This window comes from Pseudomonas sp. B15(2017), assembly GCF_002113215.1.
Classification (GTDB): Bacteria; Pseudomonadota; Gammaproteobacteria; order Pseudomonadales; family Pseudomonadaceae; genus Aquipseudomonas.
This window is the reverse complement of record NZ_NEJZ01000002.1, coordinates 104,158-122,810: the sequence shown is the minus strand read 5'-3', so window position 1 is coordinate 122,810 and position 18,653 is coordinate 104,158. Positions and strand designations below refer to the sequence as shown.

The 18,653-nt window shown below is 60.5% G+C and carries 15 protein-coding genes and 2 riboswitches; of the genes, 11 read left to right on the top strand and 4 right to left on the bottom strand.

What is annotated here, in order from left to right; all coding sequences use genetic code 11:
• Window positions 1-3: 3 nt before the first annotated feature.
• Complete coding sequence (gene cobW / locus CAF73_RS03260; protein WP_085701900.1) at window positions 4-1,077, bottom strand: cobalamin biosynthesis protein CobW; 1,074 nt, start codon at window positions 1,075-1,077, stop codon at window positions 4-6.
• A gap of 98 nt (window positions 1,078-1,175) precedes the next feature.
• Window positions 1,176-1,386, bottom strand: a riboswitch (cobalamin riboswitch).
• Between the two features lie 347 nt (window positions 1,387-1,733).
• On the opposite strand from cobW, the gene CAF73_RS03255 reads away from it, so the two are divergent.
• The 10 genes from CAF73_RS03255 to cobM all read left to right on the top strand — a co-directional run bounded on the left by CAF73_RS03255 (window position 1,734) and on the right by cobM (window position 10,635).
• Window positions 1,734-2,486: a 2OG-Fe dioxygenase family protein gene (locus CAF73_RS03255; RefSeq protein ID WP_085701899.1), complete on the top strand. Its 753-nt coding sequence runs from the start codon at window positions 1,734-1,736 to the stop codon at window positions 2,484-2,486.
• On the top strand, window positions 2,486-3,766 hold the full coding sequence (locus tag CAF73_RS03250) for a hypothetical protein (RefSeq protein ID WP_085701898.1): 1,281 nt from the start codon (window positions 2,486-2,488) through the stop codon (window positions 3,764-3,766). The genes CAF73_RS03255 and CAF73_RS03250 overlap by 1 nt, the downstream gene beginning before the upstream one ends.
• Complete coding sequence (locus CAF73_RS03245) at window positions 3,763-6,183, top strand: acetyl-CoA carboxylase biotin carboxylase subunit family protein (RefSeq protein ID WP_085701897.1); 2,421 nt, start codon at window positions 3,763-3,765, stop codon at window positions 6,181-6,183. The genes CAF73_RS03250 and CAF73_RS03245 overlap by 4 nt, the downstream gene beginning before the upstream one ends.
• On the top strand, window positions 6,180-7,097 hold the full coding sequence (locus CAF73_RS03240; RefSeq protein ID WP_085695933.1) for a sugar phosphate isomerase/epimerase family protein: 918 nt from the start codon (window positions 6,180-6,182) through the stop codon (window positions 7,095-7,097). Before CAF73_RS03245 ends, CAF73_RS03240 begins: the two co-directional genes overlap by 4 nt.
• A complete protein-coding gene (locus CAF73_RS03235; RefSeq protein WP_176247702.1) occupies window positions 7,087-7,785 on the top strand; it encodes an AzlC family ABC transporter permease in 699 nt (232 codons plus the stop codon). Before CAF73_RS03240 ends, CAF73_RS03235 begins: the two co-directional genes overlap by 11 nt.
• Window positions 7,772-8,098, top strand: a complete 327-nt coding sequence (locus tag CAF73_RS03230; RefSeq protein ID WP_085695931.1) for a hypothetical protein — start codon at window positions 7,772-7,774, stop codon at window positions 8,096-8,098. The genes CAF73_RS03235 and CAF73_RS03230 overlap by 14 nt, the downstream gene beginning before the upstream one ends.
• A 36-nt stretch (window positions 8,099-8,134) precedes the next feature.
• A riboswitch (cobalamin riboswitch) is annotated at window positions 8,135-8,356 on the top strand.
• Between the two features lie 121 nt (window positions 8,357-8,477).
• Complete coding sequence (locus tag CAF73_RS03225) at window positions 8,478-8,675, top strand: CbtB domain-containing protein (protein ID WP_007959524.1); 198 nt, start codon at window positions 8,478-8,480, stop codon at window positions 8,673-8,675.
• An 11-nt stretch (window positions 8,676-8,686) separates the two neighbouring features.
• Complete coding sequence (locus tag CAF73_RS03220; protein ID WP_085701895.1) at window positions 8,687-9,388, top strand: CbtA family protein; 702 nt, start codon at window positions 8,687-8,689, stop codon at window positions 9,386-9,388.
• Window positions 9,385-9,798, top strand: coding sequence for a cobalamin biosynthesis protein (locus CAF73_RS03215; protein WP_085701894.1), 414 nt, complete (start codon window positions 9,385-9,387; stop codon window positions 9,796-9,798). Before CAF73_RS03220 ends, CAF73_RS03215 begins: the two co-directional genes overlap by 4 nt.
• Window positions 9,799-9,888: 90 nt before the next feature.
• A complete protein-coding gene (cobM, locus tag CAF73_RS03210; protein ID WP_085701893.1) occupies window positions 9,889-10,635 on the top strand; it encodes a precorrin-4 C(11)-methyltransferase in 747 nt (248 codons plus the stop codon).
• 114 nt (window positions 10,636-10,749) lie between these two features.
• On the opposite strand, the gene nfuA is transcribed toward cobM, so the two are convergent.
• The 3 genes from nfuA to CAF73_RS03195 form a co-directional block, all read right to left on the bottom strand.
• Window positions 10,750-11,334: a Fe-S biogenesis protein NfuA gene (nfuA, locus tag CAF73_RS03205; RefSeq protein WP_007959519.1), complete on the bottom strand. Its 585-nt coding sequence runs from the start codon at window positions 11,332-11,334 to the stop codon at window positions 10,750-10,752.
• 91 nt (window positions 11,335-11,425) lie between these two features.
• The gene (locus CAF73_RS03200; RefSeq protein ID WP_085701892.1) at window positions 11,426-12,427 is read right to left on the bottom strand and encodes an acyltransferase; all 1,002 of its coding nucleotides are present in this window, start codon (window positions 12,425-12,427) and stop codon (window positions 11,426-11,428) included.
• 59 nt (window positions 12,428-12,486) lie between these two features.
• The gene (locus tag CAF73_RS03195) at window positions 12,487-14,781 is read right to left on the bottom strand and encodes a fatty acid cis/trans isomerase (RefSeq protein WP_085701891.1); all 2,295 of its coding nucleotides are present in this window, start codon (window positions 14,779-14,781) and stop codon (window positions 12,487-12,489) included.
• Window positions 14,782-14,940: 159 nt separating this feature from the next.
• On the opposite strand from CAF73_RS03195, the gene metH reads away from it, so the two are divergent.
• The gene (metH, locus tag CAF73_RS03190; protein WP_085695925.1) at window positions 14,941-18,651 is read left to right on the top strand and encodes a methionine synthase; all 3,711 of its coding nucleotides are present in this window, start codon (window positions 14,941-14,943) and stop codon (window positions 18,649-18,651) included.
• Window positions 18,652-18,653 lie beyond the last annotated feature (2 nt).

The window sequence follows — 18,653 nt, the reverse complement described above, 5'->3', positions numbered from 1 at the left end:
GGTTTAAACGCTGAGCGCGGCGCGCAGTTGCGCTTCGAGCTGGGCAGCGTCCAGTTCCTGACCGATCAATACCAGACGGGTGATACGCGCTTCATCGGCGCTCCACTGGCGGTCGAAGTGCTTGTCAAAACGCGTGCCCACGCCCTGGATCAGCAGACGCATCGGCTTGTTCGGGATGGCCGCGAAACCTTTGACCCGCAGGATGCCGTGCTGGACCACCAGTTGCGTCAGCGCATCGAGCAGCAGGCTTTCGTCGGCTTGCGGCAGTTCGATGGAGATCGAGTCGAAGGCGTCGTGATCGTGGTCATCGTGATCGTCATCGCCTTCACCGTGGTGGTGATCGTGGTGGCTGTGGCGGCTGTCGATGTGTTCTTCGGAACCGGCGCCCAGACCGATCAGCACGTCCAGCGGCAGACGGCCATTGCTGGCTTCAATGATTTTTACTGCTGGCGGCAGTTCTTCGGCGACTTCCAGACGTACGCGCGCGAGGTCTTCAGGGCTGGTCTGGTCGGCCTTGTTGAGGATGACGAGGTCGGCGCTGGCCAGTTGATCGGCGAACAGTTCGTGCAGCGGGGATTCGTGATCCAGGTTCGGATCGAGTTTGCGCTGGGCGTCGACCTGATCCGGAAATGCGGCGAAGGTCCCGGCGGCCACGGCCGGGCTGTCGACCACGGTGATCACCGCGTCCACGGTGCAGGCGCTGCGGATTTCCGGCCACTGGAAGGCTTGTACCAGCGGCTTTGGCAGGGCCAGACCCGATGTTTCGATCAGGATGTGGTCGAGATCGCCGCGACGGGCCACCAGTTCACGCATCACCGGGAAGAACTCTTCCTGAACCGTGCAGCACAGGCAGCCGTTGGCCAGTTCGTAGACGCGGCCGGTGGCTTCTTCTTCGGTGCAGCCGATGGTGCATTGCTTGAGGATTTCACCGTCGATGCCCAACTCGCCAAACTCGTTGACGATCACCGCGATGCGACGGCCCTGGGCGTTGTCGAGCATGTGTCGCAGCAAGGTGGTTTTGCCCGAGCCGAGGAAGCCAGTGACGATGGTGACGGGAAGTTTGGCCAGTGTTTTCATCGGATGCCCTTTGGCAAGGTGGCGGGCATACGGGACGAGACCGGCAGCGCGGGTGCGTGCCTGGAGAGTTCGCCACCGGATCACCCCGCCCGGTTGAAAGTGAGAATCTGTGACGAGGCAGGTCTCCTGGCTGACGGTGTTCGGGCCTTGGCCCGGTATTCGCTGCGCCTTCCCGCTGGCTCTGGATTGAGTTGGCAGTGGCGTGGCAGCGAACAGCACCGTTCACAGTTGCGGGGGCAGCCGCGGCTTGGACCGCGTTCCCTTCTTAGCTTCGGCGTGGGCCGAAGAACCTCGAAAGCGCAAGGCTACGCATGCGCGCAAGGCGGGTCAACGTCTGCGGCAATTTCGTTATATGGACATCGTTCTTTAATATATTGATCGAAAACAGTTCTCAGTTAAAAAGTTAGTTGTAGGTTATCTCTTACATATCATCTAGCCACCAACTATCCCATCACGACGCTCGACCTTGAAATAGAGCGCTCGAACTCTCAAATTACATATCTTTACAAAAACCGAATTGATAAATTAAAACAAGATATGAAACATGAAGATTCAAAAGGACGCTGCACTCTACAAGAAAGGAATTCTTGCATGCCTGATTACTATCAGTATTCAACGATTTTTATTCCTGCCCATCCTGCTTACGCGCCTGCAATATGAGCGCCGACAATGCATTGCGGCAATCTGATGGCACCGTATTGCAGGAACTGTCCCAACTACTGCGTAATTGCCACTACGCGCACAGTTATCAATATCCGGCGATCCAGGTCGGGTTGTTGGGGCACGATGTGTCTCAGGCGTTCAACGCGACCTGGGAGCATTTGCACCCCGATACCTACCTGAGCGTGGAGAACGGCATACGCCAACGGCGCATCTGCAAGTTCGAATATCGCCAACGTGAGCGCCAGTGGACACCGCTGCAAGACTGCCATTTCTTTCAAGCCCAGGCTCACAACCCGCTGCTGGGCGGCGTCCAGCGCACCTACAGCCGCAGCGAGTCAACGTTTATCGAGTCTCCGGTCCTGCAAACCGTGCTCGCTGCTGACCTGGCGCTGATGGATCTGGCAGTTGGCCCGCGCGACTGGCTGGTGACCTGTCACCAGTTCCGCATCCTTTGCGACCGGCGTAATGCCGGCCTCGCCACACCCGAGGGCCGCCATCGCGATGGACACGATTTTGTCTTTCAACATCTGATTCAACGCCAGGACGTCATCGGCGGTGAAAGTCGGATATTCAATGAAAGTGGCGACTGTGTATTCAAGGCAACTTTGACGGATTACATGGAAACAGCCGTATTGAATGACCGAATACTTCTGCACGAAGTTTCCCCACTGCAAACATCAAGCATTAATTCGAATCGCGGCAGCCGCGACATGTTGATAATCGATTTCGACCTGGCGGACTACTAATGAACTCTTTGACGCATGCACTTTCAGCCAGCCCACCCGGCGCACATGACTTTATTATTGAGCAATTCCAACAAGCCTGTGCTCGACGAGTTTCAACGTTGTCGTTGACCGCCAACGAAAACATATTGTCCGAGACGGCGCGCACGCTCGGACAGAACCGTTTTTACGAGCGTTATTTATTCAACGCGCAAGCCATCGACGGTCAACGCTATGCCGCCCAATTCAATGGCATGCACGTTGAGCACTTCCCGGAAGTCGAAGCCTTGAAGACGCTGGCGACCCAGGCTGTGCAGGCGATGTTCAACGCTCCATTCGTCGAGTACCGGGTGCTGTCCGGCGTGCACTGTACGTTGAGCGTGCTGAGCGCGCTGACCGAGCCGGGCGATGCCATTCTGTCGCTTGCGCCGGAAAGCGGCGGGCATTTTGCGACCGGGCCACTGGTGCAGAAAATCGGCAGGCGCAGCGCATTTTTCACGCTGACGGCGGACGGACAGATCGATCTCGAAGCTGTCGATCAGACACTTCAGGCACTCGGTACAGCGCCGGCAGCCGTGCTGTTCGATCACGGCCTGACCACTCGGGCAATCGCAATCGAGCCATTGCGTACGTTGCTGAACCGCCGCGGGTTGGAGCGGACACTGATTATTTACGATGCGTCGCACACCCTGGGCCTGATCGCCGGACAGGCCTTTCCCAACCCGCTTGACGAAGGCGCGGATATTCTTCAAGGCAATACCCACAAATCCCTGGCAGGCCCGCACCGGGCACTGATCGTCTGCCGAAGCGCCGACCTGGCCTGGCGAATCGAACAGACGCTCAGCAGCGGTCTGGTCTCTTCCCCCAACCTGCCCGGCCTGCTGCAATTATTCATCACCCTGGTGGAAACCCGGCACTACGGACAGGCCTATGCCCAGCGCATGTGCGCCAACACCCGCCAACTACATGATGCCCTGAAAGGCTTGCCGGGCTGGACGCTACACCCCACCGACACGCACTTGCTCTTGCTTGAAGGCCCCCTGGCGCGGCAAGCGGCGCAGGAACTCAATGAACTGGGCATCCGGGTCAACAACAAACAAGTCCATGGACGCGATTGCCTGCGCTTCGGCCTTCAGGAAATCACTCGCCTGGGGATCAGCAGCGAGGACCTGGATGCCTTGGCCCACATAATCCGCAATGTCTTGAGCGGCGGTGCGAACGGCGTGGATCGGATCCGTCTGTCGCACATTTGCCAGCGCCTGAACCGAATCCATTACAGCTTCGACCCGGAGGTTTGCCGATGAAAGCAAGCGCCTGCCTGATCATAGGCAACATCCGCGAAGGTGAGTACGAAGGCCTGATTGCCGAGGGCATTACTCCGCTGTTGATCGCCGACAGCCGTAAAACCAGCAAGATCGCTGACGCGACAAGAATTTCGCCAGTGGCACAGTACGATTTTTCCAGAGGGCTGACGGCGGATCTGATCGGATTGACGCAACGTCTGCTCGATGAACACGGGTTCACCAGCGTGCTGAATTTCCGCGAAGGCTATGTTGCTGTCACAGCCCGCCTGTGCGCGGCGCTGCCAGCACTGGCTCACTTGCATCGCAACGTGGAAAACACGCTGGACAAGGCGTTGCAGCGCCAACACTTCCAGCAGTCGGACAACCCTGACCTGCACGTGCCGTCCCGCGAAGTACGAATCGACGACCTGCTGGCACACTCCGATGAACTGCCCTACCCGTTTATTCTGAAACCCGCGAACCTCTACAGCAGCCTGTTCGTTCGTTGCATCCACACTCACCACGATCTGCTCGACTATGCTCGCCACGAATGGCCGGCGCTGCAGCGTTATGTGGCCGGTAAAAGCCGCGAAACCGAGCAGTTGCTGTTGGAGGAGTTCCTCCAGGGCTCCAACCACTCCATCGACTGCGCAATCGCTGCGGATGGTTCGATCCACAGTTTTCCGATTGTCGACGTGATTGCCGGTGTCGATATCGGGCGTGGTGACTTCCACCATTTCGCCCGCTACACGCCATCGCTGCTGGAACCCGATGCCGGCCTGAAAGAACGCTGCCACCGACTGGCCCATGACGCCGTCAACGCACTGGGACTCAGAGGCACGTTTGCCCATGTCGAGTTCATTCTCACCGCCAGCGGACCGAAGATTCTCGAAGTCGGCGCGCGCCCCGGCGGCAGCCGGATTCACGTGATTCGCCAAGCCTGGGGCTTGCACCTGGACGTCTGCTACCACCGGACACTGTCCGCTGAAATGCAGCCTCTTTCCGGCCGCCCCCCCGTTGCGTTCGGCATTGCCACACCGTTCGCCCGCACCGACCGGTTCTATGACGGGCTGCACCACGCCGAGCGCATCGAACGCCTTGCGGGATTCCAGCGCCGGTATGCCTATGTCAACCCGGGCGATGCCATCGGACCGGTCAGCAACGGTTTCCAGAACTACCTGTACATCGAGTTCAAGCAACCCGATACCGCCAGCCTGCGCGAATCCTTGCTGGCCGTCGCCGACATCGATGTCTACGGCGAAGTCCCCGGCGCGACGAGCATCCGTCACATTCTGCTCATCGGCGGCCGCGATTCGGGAATGGACTGGGATACACAAAGGCAGTTTCGCTTTACCCTCGTCCAACAGCCTGGTGACCTGTCTGACTATCAGCGCAAGCACGCAACACCGGTACTGACGCCGGACATCGCAGAACTGGACGCTTACAGCGAAACCATCGAGCGACTGCACCGTCAGCACCCGTTCGATGCCGTGGTGTCATTTTCGGAACTGGGCCTGTTGCCGGCATCCCGGCTGGGCGAACAACTGGGCATCGCCCACAACAGCCTGGGCAGTGTCGAAGTCAGCCGCGACAAGCTGCTGTTTCGTCAATTGTTGCAAGGCAGCCGCTACGAATTGCCGGCCGCCGCCGTCAACAGTCGCGAGGAGGTTCGTGCCTTCGTGCTCCGTCACGGCCCGGCCATTGTCAAACCCGTCAACGGCTCCGGCAGCCAAGGCGTCTACGCCATCGACCGGCCAGAGGATGTCGCGCAACTGCCGCTTGAGGGCCGCAATCTGATCGAGGCCTTCGCCACCGGCGAGGAATACAGTGTCGAATCCTTGAGTCTGGATGGCCGGCACCAGATTCTCGGCATCACCCGCAAACACACCAGCGGTGCGCCGGGGTATGTCGAAACCGGCCACGACTTTCCCGCCGGGCTCGATGATGACAGCCGCGTGCAAATCGAAGAAGCCGTGCTGTGGCTGCTCGAACGCATGGGCAACCGCTGGGGCCCGGCTCACACCGAGATCAAGCTCGACGGTTCACGCCTGCACTTCATCGAGACCCAGACTCGCTTCGGCGGCGACCAGATATGGGAAATGGTCTGGAAAACCACCGGCGTGCATCTGGCGGCCAGCACCATCGCCGCAATGACGGGCTCTGCACTGCCGGAAATCGAGAAACCCTACGTGAAAATGGCGATTCGCTACATTGAAGCGGACCACACCACCGACCCGAAACCGCTGCAGGGGCGTCTGCTGCAACAGCCGTTTGCGCTGCGCGCGATCCTCAACCATGACAAGTTCGGCCGGCCCATCCGCCGTTCTGCAGACCGTCACGGCTACGTGCTGCTGGGCTGTAGCGACGCGGACGACCAGGCAGCCTTCAACGCTGCGATTTCCCACCCACGGTTCACTACCCAAGGACAGGCGCAATGACCACGAATGAAACGCTGTACCGTATCGATGGCCCGATCAGCCAGGATTTTCCGCTGATCTCCTTCTCCACCAATGTCTACGACAACCCGGCGGATATCTTCGGCTCAATCACCGATCTGGCCCGACATTTCAAGGCCGTGGAGTTCGAAATCGGCGAAGACGCCGAACAGGTCTTCTGGTCACTCAGCGCCGAGGAACGTGTCAATCTGGCCCGGCAGATCCGCCGTTTCACTGAGCACAATGGCATCACCCTGACCGTGCATGCCGGCTGGTGGGGACGCCAGTACAACCTGTGCTCCCCGGATCTGGCCGAACGCGCCCAGGCGGTCGACTGCCTGAGCGCCGCCGTGGATTTTTCCCGTGAGGCGGGTGCCACCAGCGTCACCTTCCACCCCGGCTATAAGGATCAGCTGGAAAACGGCGTGTTGCTGGACAACCTGATCGACGCGATCAATCAGGTCAGCACACGCTGCAACACCGATGGCATTGCCCTGTGCCTGGAAAACATGGGCGGACAGCGACCGAAATTTCCGGTATTCACGGTCGAGGAACACCTGCGCTTCCACCAGGAAACCGGATGCTTCGTGACCATCGACGTGACGCACCTGTGTTCGCTGCTGCCGTATGGCGAAAGCCTGTTCGAAGCCATCGCCGGTCTGGCGCCGATCACTCGGCACCTGCACATTGCCGATCTCAACGATACGCACCACCAGCATCTGCCGATCGGCGAAGGCAACCTGCGCCTGAGCGATGTGCTCAATCGTTTCGCGGTCAACGGCTATCGCGGGGTCGCGGTGGTGGAAGAGTTCATTCCGCGCTTCTCCACCGAGTACTACCTGGAGAAGGCCCTGGCCTACAAGAAAGGGGTCGAGGAACTGCTCGCCGGCACGCGGCAAAGCACCCATGCCGGTTGATACCGCGCTGGCAAAAACGGTGTCGCACAACGAGATTGCGACCGGCATTCGCGATGCGCTGCCGTTCGTGTTCTCGCTGTTGCTGACTTTCACCCTGATCGGCATGCTCGGGCGCCGCCATGGCCTGGACTTGCCGGCCATGGTGGTGTTCAGCGGCACGGTGATGGCCTCGCCATTGCAACTGACGCTGCTGGAAACACCCGCGCATCTGCTGAACGCCTTTGGTGTGCTGGTCTCTGCGCTGAGCATCAACCTGCGCTTTCTGGTTTTCACGCTGAGCCTGAAATCCAGCCTTGAAGGGCCGATCAAGGCGTTCGTTCCGGCGCTGGCGGTGATGGCCAATGCTGCATTCACGCTTATGTCGATCCGCAAGGAACAGCAGCCGATCAGTCGAGCGTACGCCAACACCGTGTGCTTTTTGCTGTATGCCGCCGCCCTGCTCGGCACCATCGCCGGCTATTGCTTTGCGAGCCTGGCCGACAACGCCGTGATGGATCACGTCAGCGTGGTGATCGCCGTCTTCATCAGCGCCTCGCTTGGCAAGATGGCCCGCGAGCGTCACAGCTTCCACGCGCAGTGGATCGCCGGCCTGGCCACCGCCGCCAGCTTGCTTTGGCTGGGCGAAGTGAGCCTGCTGCTGGTCCTGGCAGTCACAGTCCTGACGAGTTATGTCTATGACCGAACCTAGTACTTTCTGGTTGTATGTGCTGATCTGCGCGCTGGTGTCCGCGATTTGCCGGCTGCTGCCGTTGGCGGTCGATGTCGAGCGGCTGTCCGGCGGTGCCCGCAGCTTCATCGGTCGCCTCGGCAAGTACACGTCGGTGGCGATGCTGGTCAGCCTGCTGGCGGGGTCACTCCTTCCACTGACCAAGCAGCACGCCGCTGCAATGCAGTGGATTGTGCCGGTAACGCTGGCCTGGCTGCTGAGCCTGACGCCAATCAAGTCCTATTACGCGTTTCTGATCGCCTTGGCGGTGTACGTGGCACTCGCGACGCTTTAGCGCCGTCGATTGACGCGAATCCCCCGCCCATGGTCTCCTACACAACTTGTTACGGGTGCCCTTCACAGGGTGAAACGGGAAACCGGTGAATCATGTGCTTTACTCTAAAGCCATGTCAGTCCGGTGCTGCCCCCGCAACGGTAAGCGAGCGAAGCGTCAGATCCACTGTGCCGATGGCATGGGAAGGTGACGCTTGCAGGTCGGCCTGACGCCAGCCCCTCGTGAGCCCGGAGACCGGCCCGCAACACACAGTGCGCATCCTGCGTTACTGAACATAACAAACCCGCGGTGGGCGGGCGCTGTTCGAACCTCTGCGTGCCTGACTCGCAGGGATTTTCATGCGCTCGGTTCACCCGCTGACACTCCAGAGGGAAGCGCCATGTCGATCATCAGCAGCACCGGCAGCAATTCGGACAAGATCTCCAGCACCACTACCCTGAGCCAACGCCTGACCGCCGCCGTCTGCGCGTCGATCCTGGGTGCGTGCCTCGTGTATTTCGCCGGTTTCTCGCACATCGAAGCGGTACACAACGCCGCCCACGATACCCGTCACAGCGCCGCGTTCCCGTGCCACTGAGACCTGACAACATGATCAAGCGTATTGCGCAGACCGCAGGTTTCACCGGCCTTCTGGCCGCCCTGCTCCTGACGTTGCTGCAAAGCTTCTGGGTTTCGCCACTGATTCTGCAGGCCGAAACCTTCGAGAAAGCCGAACCGGTGGTCGAGGTTCACGAACACGCCGCCGGCACCGCCGCCCACACCCACGATGCCGAAGCCTGGGAGCCGGAAGACGGCTGGCAGCGCGTGCTGTCCACAACCGGCGGCAATCTGGTGGTTGCCGTGGGCTTTGCCCTGATGCTGGCGGGTTTGTACACCCTGCGGGCGCCGACCAAAACTTCCCAAGGTCTGCTCTGGGGCCTGGCCGGTTACGCGACCTTCGTGCTCGCCCCGACCATGGGTCTGCCGCCGGAGCTGCCGGGCACCGCCGCTGCCGACCTGGCCTCGCGTCAGATGTGGTGGATCGGCACTGCCGCCTCCACCGCTGTCGGTCTGGCCTTGATCGCGTTCAGCCGCAACTGGCTGATGAAGATCCTCGGCGTAGCGATCCTTGCCGTGCCGCATGTGATCGGCGCGCCACAACCGCAAGTGCATTCGATGCTCGCGCCGGAAGCTCTGGAAGCGCAGTTCAAAATCGCTTCGCAGTTGACCAACGTCGCGTTCTGGCTGGCCCTGGGCCTGATCAGCGCCTGGTTGTTCCGCCGCAAAAGCGAAGGCCAGTACCACGCATGACCGATGACAGCGCAGCGCCGACCTTCGTGGTCGGCCTGGGCTGCCAGCGCGGCTGCCCGGCCAGCACGCTGCGCGCATTGCTTGATCAGGCGCTACAGGCGCATCGAATTGATCTTGAGAAGGTCAGGGCGCTGGCCAGCATCGACCTCAAGCGCGATGAACCCGGCCTGCAGGAACTCGCCGCACAACTGGCGCTGCCGTTGCTGTATTTCAGCAGCGAAGAGCTGGCCTGTTATCAGCAACGCTTGAGTCATCATTCACAAATCGCCTTCGAACGCACCGGTTGCTACGGCGTGGCGGAAAGTGCCGCCCTGGCACTCGCCGAACAGTTGATCAGTGGCCCGGCAAAACTGCTGATTTCCCGGCAAAAGTACGCGCAGGCAACTCTGGCATTGGCCGGCGCTGCGTAAATTCCCGATAATTCCTGCTTTCGATCATGAGCATTCTTCATCTGAAGGGCTTGTGAAGCACTGCACTGCCCTTTTCTACAGGATCCAGCGATGACCGTTTATTTCATCGGCGCCGGCCCCGGCGACCCGGAATTGATCACCGTCAAAGGCCAGCGGCTGATCCGCGGTTGCCCGGTGATCATCTACGCAGGTTCGCTGGTACCGACGGCGGTGCTGGACGGGCATTGCGCTGAAACCGTGATCAACAGCGCCGAGCTGCACCTGGAACAGATCATCGACCTGATCAAGACCGCCCACGCCAGGGGCCAGGACGTCGCGCGGGTACATTCGGGCGATCCGAGTCTGTATGGCGCCATTGGCGAGCAGATCCGTTATTTGCGCGAGCTGGATATTCCTTTCGAGATCATTCCCGGCGTGACTGCCACGGCTGCGTGCGCCGCGCTGCTGGGCGCTGAACTGACCCTGCCGGACATCTCACAAAGCGTGATTCTGACCCGTTACGCGGACAAGACAGCGATGCCCGCCGGTGAAGAACTCGGCAATCTGGCGCAGCACGGGGCGACCATGGCGATTCATCTGGGGGTCAATCATCTGGAGAAGATTCTGGCTGAGTTGCTCCCGCATTACGGCGCGGACTGCCCGATCGCGGTGATTCACCGGGCGACGTGGCCGGATCAGGATTGGGTGGTGGGGACGCTGGAGGACATTGTCGCGAAGGTGGCGGCGAAGGGGTTTCGGCGTACGGCGTTGATTCTGGTTGGGCGGGTTTTGGGTAGCGATCACTTTGGTGAGTCATCGCTGTATCGCGCGGGGCATGCGCACCTTTATCGACCATGAATGCGACGCGGAGCGTCCCGGGCTGCATTCCAACGCAGAGCGTGGGAACGATCAAATTTCACGCAAAAAAAACGGCGCTCACGGGGCGCCGTTTTTCATGCCGCAGCGAACGCCTTAGTAGTAGGCGTTTTCTTTCTGCGTGTGGTCGGTCACGTCGCGAACGCCCTTGAGCTCCGGAATGCGCTCGAGCAAGGTGCGCTCGATGCCTTCCTTCAGGGTCACGTCCGCCTGGCCGCAGCCTTGGCAACCGCCGCCGAACTGCAATACGGCAATGCCGTCTTCAACCACATCGATCAGGCTGACCTGACCGCCGTGGCTCGCCAGCCCCGGGTTGATTTCGGTTTGCAGGTAGTAGTTGATGCGCTCGTTGATCGGGCTGTCGGCGTTGACCATCGGGACTTTGGCGTTTGGCGCCTTGATGGTCAGCTGGCCGCCCATGCGGTCGGTGGCGTAGTCGACGACGGCATCATCGAGAAACGCTTCGCTGAACGAGTCAATGTAAGCAGTGAAGCTTTTCAGCCCCAGCGCCGTGTCTTCAGGTTTTTCTTCGCCCGGCTTGCAGTAGGCAATACACGTTTCGGCGTATTGGGTGCCAGGCTGGGTGATGAAAACGCGGATGCCGATGCCCGGAGTGTTCTGCTTGGAGAGCAGATCGGCCAGGTAATCATGGGCGGCGTCGGTAATGGTAATAGCGGTCATGGAGACTCCTCGCAGGCTTGAGGCGGAGTTTACGCCAATCGGCGCGCGGCACAAAGTCCTAGTATTTACGTAGGAATAGTTCGCAAATCGGCTAAGCGCCACGTTCGCCGTCGATCCGAGCTTTAAGCCACTGATAACTGCGCTTTTCCACCCATTCGTAGCTCAGCCACGAACCGATAGCAATGGCCAGTGCGCAGGCGCCAAACATCAAATACGGGTTGATCCCATAGCGCCGGGCCAGATACCCGCCGGCCGACAGCACCAGCACGTGCATCAGGTACACCGAGTACGAACAGTCGCCCAGCAATTTGAGCAACCTGTTGCGCTCGACATGTCGCTCCAGCGCAATGCTGGCCATGACCAGCACAGCACTGGGCACGCCCCAGTTGAGCAATCGGGGTTCCGGTGGCAGGTGATAGATCGCCAGCAACGCCGCGCCGATCCCCAGTAACGGCAGCCAGAGCGCCGGCCCGATCCAGCCGCGGCGGTAAAGCATGCCGACGCCGATCCCCAGCAGGAACTCATAAACGATGTCCGAGCGATAAAACTCGCTGACCCAGCCAAACCCGGTCCAGGCCTGGCACACCGCAAACAGCAGCGCCGCGACCACCAGCAAGCGCACTTGCAGCCGGAACAACAGCGCCCAGGCGAACAACACGTAGAACAGCATTTCGTAATTCAGGGTCCAGCCGACGTTCAGGGTCGGGTAGATCCCGTAGCCACCGGGGTTTTCGGTCGGGATAAACAGCAGCGACAACAGCAAATGGCTCCAGTCCACTGTCTGATCCGGCAGCAATGGCCGGGCGAACACCACCAGCAACGCCATCAGGACGGTGTAGAGCCAATACGCCGGCACAATCCGAAACAGTCGATACAGCAGAAACCGCGTCGGCGGCAACGCCTTGCCTTCGGTGGACAGGAAAATCACCAGCCCGCTGATCACGAAAAAGATATCGACGCCCACCGCGCCCTTGTCGATGAACAGCTGCCCTATCGGCCCGCGCGCCTTGAAGTCGAAGAAAATCTGCATGAAGTGATGGCAGACCACTGCCCACGCGGCCAGCCCGCGCAGGGCCTGCACTGAAATCAACATCGATGGCGCTCCCGATTCCGTACATCACAGGATTGGGACAACCGCCATCGTTCAAACGATCAAAGATTCTCGTACCGGTTCATATCCAGCACGCCCTCTTCCACCGGCTCGGTCTCGTGGATGTACTGGCTCAAGTCGTGGAAATAGAACCAGAACTGCGGATGGCTGCGGCGGATGCCCCAGCGTTCGACGATTTTCTCGAACTGCGCCGCATCCTTTGCACTTTCCATGGCGTCGACAAATGCCGGCACCTGATCAGCCGGGATGTTGAACATGAAGTTCGGGTAGCTGCTGAGCACACCCGGATAGATCGTCAGCGTGTCCAGCCCCGGTTGATAGCGCAGCGATTCACCGAGCAGGAACGCCACGTTGCTGTGGGCGCGGTTGCGCATAAGGCTGTAGACCTCGCGTTTGCCGCTGCGGGTTTCAACCCGAAGCATGGTCGCTTCCGGCAATTGATCGATCACTTTCAAGCCAGCCGCCGGGCGTGAAGTCAGGCGGCTCAGCGCCTGTTCGGCGTTTTGCAGGGCCGGGTCGATGTTCGGACGCGAGCAATAGGCGTCTGCGCAGCGGTTGATCGGATCCGGATGCGCGTTGAGGTCGCCATAGCGCGCCAGCAATTGCATGGCGAAATCGTGTTTCGGGTCTTTCTCGTCGAGCTTCAGCGCGGTCGGCTTGTCGTCATCGATGGCTTCGTAATCGAGCCACATCTTGAACTGGCCGCTGCTCTGGTACCAATCGTCGAGGTAGCCCTCGCGAGAATCGGCAGGCATCAGACGCAGGAAGTTCTGCTCGGCGCCGTTGCGGATCAGGTCGAAATACAAGCGGGTTTGCGCCTGATGGGAGACGTTGCCGAACACATCGAAATTCACCGCCAACTGGTAATAGGTGCGCTCCAGCAGCGGATAGTCGAACAGCCACATCGTCTGCGGCACTTCGCCGATCAGGCCCTTGGTCACCGAGGCGCTGTCGAAGTGACGGAAGATGCTGAGCAAGGCGTTGTCGTTGCCGGCCCACAGGGTCGACCAGCTCGGTGCCGGCAGGTCGGCGTAGCTGTCACGGCGCAGGGCTTCGTATTTGTTTCGCTTGTTGCGGTAGTTGTGCCACAGGCTCAGCACGCTGCCGACATCGTCGTTCTGCCCCGGCATGGCCAGCAACGGCGTGGCCTGGCCGCGATAGTTCGGGTCGGTGATGTACAGGTCGTGTTCCGGCGCCTGGAACAGCGCCCAGAAGTTGTCGCGGATCACGTCGGTTGCGATCTGCCCGCGGCATACCGGCCCGCGAATGAATGTACGCACGAAGTATTCGGCGTTATCGAGCATGAACTGATAGCGCGCCTGCGCCGGAATCGCCTCAAAGGTCGCGAACGGGTTGGCCCGGCTCTGCGGTCCGTAGCCCGGCAAGGCATTGACCTGCCAGTGGCCGTTGTAGAACAGGCTTTTGACCCGCGCCATCTTCGCCGCGCTCAGCGGATAAGTGATGTGGGTCTTGTGCACGATCACGCCCTGCACCGGCCACAGACGGTAATAAACCTGGGTCCCCGGATCGTCGTTCGGGCGACGCGTGGCAATCAGATCGATTGGCTTCCCCGTCGGTGTGCGCGAACGCACCCACTGGAAGTAATGCCCCGGCTCGCCGTCCTTGAAATAGATATGCGCCAGGAACCAGTGCTCGAACAGCCAGCGCCCGACCAGGCTTTCCCGCGCGCCGGGCTGGTTGAGCAGGTTTTCCCACTGAACGATCTGCAACGCCTCTTTGGCGCTCGGCGCCAGGCCTTGCTCATCGATCGGCGCACCGGACGCCAACCAACGTTGCAACGTCTGATATTGCTGATCGGTCAGGCCGGTCACCGCCAGCGGCATGCCCTCTTTCGGATGGGCGCTGGCATAACCGTCGAACTCGGCGGGCATCGCGCACAGGTTCTCGCGATTGAGCCCCAGCACGATGTCTTCCGGCAGTCTGGCGTTGGGCGTCAGCGGCGTTTTGTGCCCCAGCTCCAGCATGCGCGCCATCAGCGCGGCCTGACTGCCTTGAGCATCGAGTACGGAATAGAAATCTTTCTGCTGCCAGGCACGTTTGCCAAAGGCGTCATAGAACAGCCGCGTGGTCGGTGCCGCCTGGGTGCGTTCGCCATCATAGACCGGCATCTTGCTCGCACCACGGGCAGCGCCCTCGCCGCTGCCCAGATTGAGCTGGCAGGCGGAGTCGTAGCACGCATGGCAGGCCACGCACTTCTCGGTGAAGATCGGCTGGATATCGCGAGTGTAAGAAATAGCGGGAGAAACGGCAGGACTTTGCGCCGCCGCGCCAAAGCTTAAAAACAGCAATGCAATGCTGATGACGCGGTACGACATGTCCCTGATCCTGATCCAGAAGAAAAACGCCGCGATTCTACCGTTATGACGACCGTACCAACATGAGCGATATTCATGCAAAAGCGCCACATGCTCTAAAACCGCACAGGTTTGTTATGATCCCGGCCCTTCGTCATGGTCTTTTTCCGAGTAGTCCCAATGTCCGATCGCAGCGTTCGCCTTCAAGCTCTCAAGCAAGCTCTCAAAGAGCGCATCCTGATTCTCGACGGCGGCATGGGCACGATGATCCAGAGCTACAAGCTCGAAGAACAGGATTATCGCGGCAAACGCTTCGCCGACTGGCCGAGTGACGTCAAGGGCAACAACGACCTGTTGGTACTGACCCGCCCGGACGTGATCGGTGGCATCGAAAAAGCCTACCTGGATGCCGGCGCCGACATCCTCGAAACCAACACCTTCAACGCCACCCGGATTTCCATGGCCGACTACGGCATGGAAGAACTGGTCTACGAACTCAACGTAGAAGGCGCCCGGCTGGCGCGCAAGGTCGCCGATGCGAAAACCCTCGAGACGCCAGACAAGCCGCGTTTCGTCGCCGGCGTGCTCGGTCCTACCAGTCGCACCTGCTCACTGTCACCGGACGTCAACAACCCGGGCTATCGCAACGTCACCTTCGATGAGTTGGTGGAGAACTACACCGAAGCCACCAAAGGTCTGATCGAGGGCGGCGCCGACCTGATCCTGATCGAAACCATCTTCGACACCCTGAACGCCAAGGCTGCGATCTTCGCCGTGCAAGGCGTGTTCGAAGAACTGGGCTTCGAGTTGCCGATCATGATTTCCGGGACCATCACCGATGCCTCCGGCCGTACCCTGTCGGGCCAGACCACCGAAGCGTTCTGGAACTCCGTGGCCCACGCCAAACCGATTTCGGTGGGCCTGAACTGCGCCCTCGGCGCCCGCGAGCTGCGTCCGTACCTGGAAGAGCTGTCGGACAAGGCCAGCACCCACGTATCCGCCCACCCGAACGCCGGCCTGCCGAACGAATTCGGCGAGTACGACGAGCTGCCGGCGGACACTGCCAAGGTCATCGAAGAATTCGCCCAAAGCGGTTTCCTCAACATCGTCGGCGGTTGCTGCGGCACCACACCGGGCCACATCGAAGCCATCGCCAAAGCCGTCGCCGGCTACGCGCCACGGCAGATTCCGGACATTCCCAAGGCATGCCGCCTGTCGGGTCTGGAACCGTTCACGATCGATCGCAGCTCGCTGTTCGTCAACGTCGGCGAGCGGACCAACATCACCGGTTCCGCGAAATTCGCCCGTCTGATCCGTGAGGACAACTACACCGAAGCCCTGGAAGTCGCCCTGCAGCAGGTCGAGGCCGGCGCCCAGGTGATCGACATCAACATGGACGAAGGGATGCTCGATTCGAAGAAGGCCATGGTGACCTTCCTCAATCTGATTGCCGGCGAACCGGACATCTCCCGCGTACCGATCATGATCGACTCCTCGAAATGGGACGTGATCGAAGCCGGCCTCAAATGCATTCAAGGCAAGGGCATCGTCAACTCGATCAGCATGAAAGAAGGCGTCGAGCAGTTCATCCACCACGCCAAGCTGTGCAAACGCTACGGCGCGGCAGTTGTCGTGATGGCGTTCGACGAAGCCGGCCAGGCCGACACCGAAGCGCGCAAGAAAGAAATCTGCAAACGTTCCTACGACATTCTGGTCAACGAAGTCGGCTTCCCGCCGGAAGACATCATCTTCGACCCGAACATCTTCGCCGTGGCCACCGGCATCGAAGAACACAACAACTACGCTGTGGATTTCATCAACGCCTGTGCCTACATCCGTGACGAACTTCCGTATGCCCTGAGCTCCGGCGGCGTGTCCAACGTGTCGTTCTCGTTCCGCGGCAACAACCCGGTGCGCGAGGCGATTCACTCGGTGTTCCTGCTGTACGCGATCCGCGCCGGCCTGACCATGGGCATCGTCAACGCCGGTCAGCTGGAGATCTACGATCAGATCCCGCAGGAACTGCGCGACGCCGTCGAAGACGTGATCCTCAACCGCACGCCTGAAGGCACCGATGCCCTCCTCGCCATCGCCGACAAGTACAAGGGCGACGGCAGCGTCAAGGAAGCCGAAACCGAAGAATGGCGCGGCTGGGACGTCAACAAGCGTCTGGAGCATGCGCTGGTCAAAGGCATCACCACCCACATCGTTGAAGACACCGAAGAGTCCCGCCAGTCCTTCGCCCGCCCGATCGAAGTGATCGAGGGCCCGTTGATGGCGGGCATGAACATCGTCGGCGACCTGTTCGGCGCCGGCAAAATGTTCCTGCCGCAGGTGGTGAAGTCCGCCCGCGTGATGAAACAGGCCGTGGCCCACTTGATCCCGTTCATCGAGCTGGAAAAAGGCGACAAGCCGGAAGCCAAGGGCAAGATCCTGATGGCCACGGTAAAAGGCGACGTGCACGACATCGGCAAGAACATCGTCGGCGTGGTGCTGGGTTGCAACGGCTATGACATTGTCGACCTCGGCGTGATGGTGCCGGCCGAGAAGATCCTGCAGGTAGCCCGCGAAGAAAAATGCGACATCATCGGCCTGTCCGGCCTGATCACCCCGTCGCTGGACGAAATGGTTCACGTGGCCCGCGAGATGCAGCGTCAGGACTTCCACCTGCCGCTGATGATCGGCGGCGCGACCACTTCCAAGGCGCACACGGCGGTGAAGATCGAGCCCAAGTACAGCAATGACGCGGTGGTCTACGTGACCGACGCCTCCCGCGCCGTGGGCGTGGCGACGCAGTTGCTGTCCAAGGAACTGAAAGCCGGTTTCGTCGAGAAGACCCGCGAAGAGTACATCGACGTCCGCGAGCGCACCGCCAACCGCAGTGCCCGCACCGAGCGCCTGAGCTACGCGGCCGCGATCGCCAAGAAGCCGCAGTTCGACTGGGCCACGTACACCCCGGTCAAACCGACCTTCACCGGCACCCGCGTGCTGGACAACATCGACCTCAACGTACTGGTCGAATACATCGACTGGACGCCGTTCTTCATCTCCTGGGACCTGGCCGGCAAATTCCCGCGCATCCTCGAAGACGAAGTGGTCGGCGAAGCGGCGACCTCGCTGTACAAGGACGCCCGCGAGATGCTCACCAAGCTGATCGACGAAAAGCTGATCAGCGCTCGTGCGGTATTCGGCTTCTGGCCGGCCAATCAGGTGCATGACGACGATATCGAGCTGTACGGCGATGACGGCAAGCCCATGGCCCGCCTGCATCACCTGCGTCAGCAGATCATCAAGACCGACGGCAAGCCGAACTTCTCGCTGGCCGACTTCGTCGCGCCGAAGGACAGCGAGGTGACCGACTATGTCGGTGGTTTCATCACCACCGCCGGGATCGGCGCCGAAGAAGTGGCCAAGGCATATCAGGACGCTGGCGACGATTACAACTCGATCATGGTCAAGGCACTTGCCGACCGTCTGGCCGAGGCCTGCGCCGAATGGCTGCACCAGCAGGTGCGTAAGGAGCATTGGGGTTACGCCAAGGATGAAGCCCTCGACAACGAGGCGCTGATCAAAGAACAGTACTCAGGCATTCGTCCTGCACCGGGCTACCCGGCGTGCCCGGATCACACCGAAAAAGCCACGCTGTTCGCCCTGCTCGACCCCGAGGCGCAGGAAATGCGCGCCGGCCGCAGCGGCGTGTTCCTCACCGAGCACTACGCGATGTTCCCGGCGGCAGCGGTCAGCGGCTGGTACTTTGCGCATCCGCAGGCGCAGTACTTCGCCGTGGGCAAGATCGACAAGGATCAGGTCCAGAGCTACACCTCGCGCAAGGGCCAGGAACTGAGCCTGACCGAGCGCTGGCTGGCGCCGAACCTGGGTTACGACAACTGAAC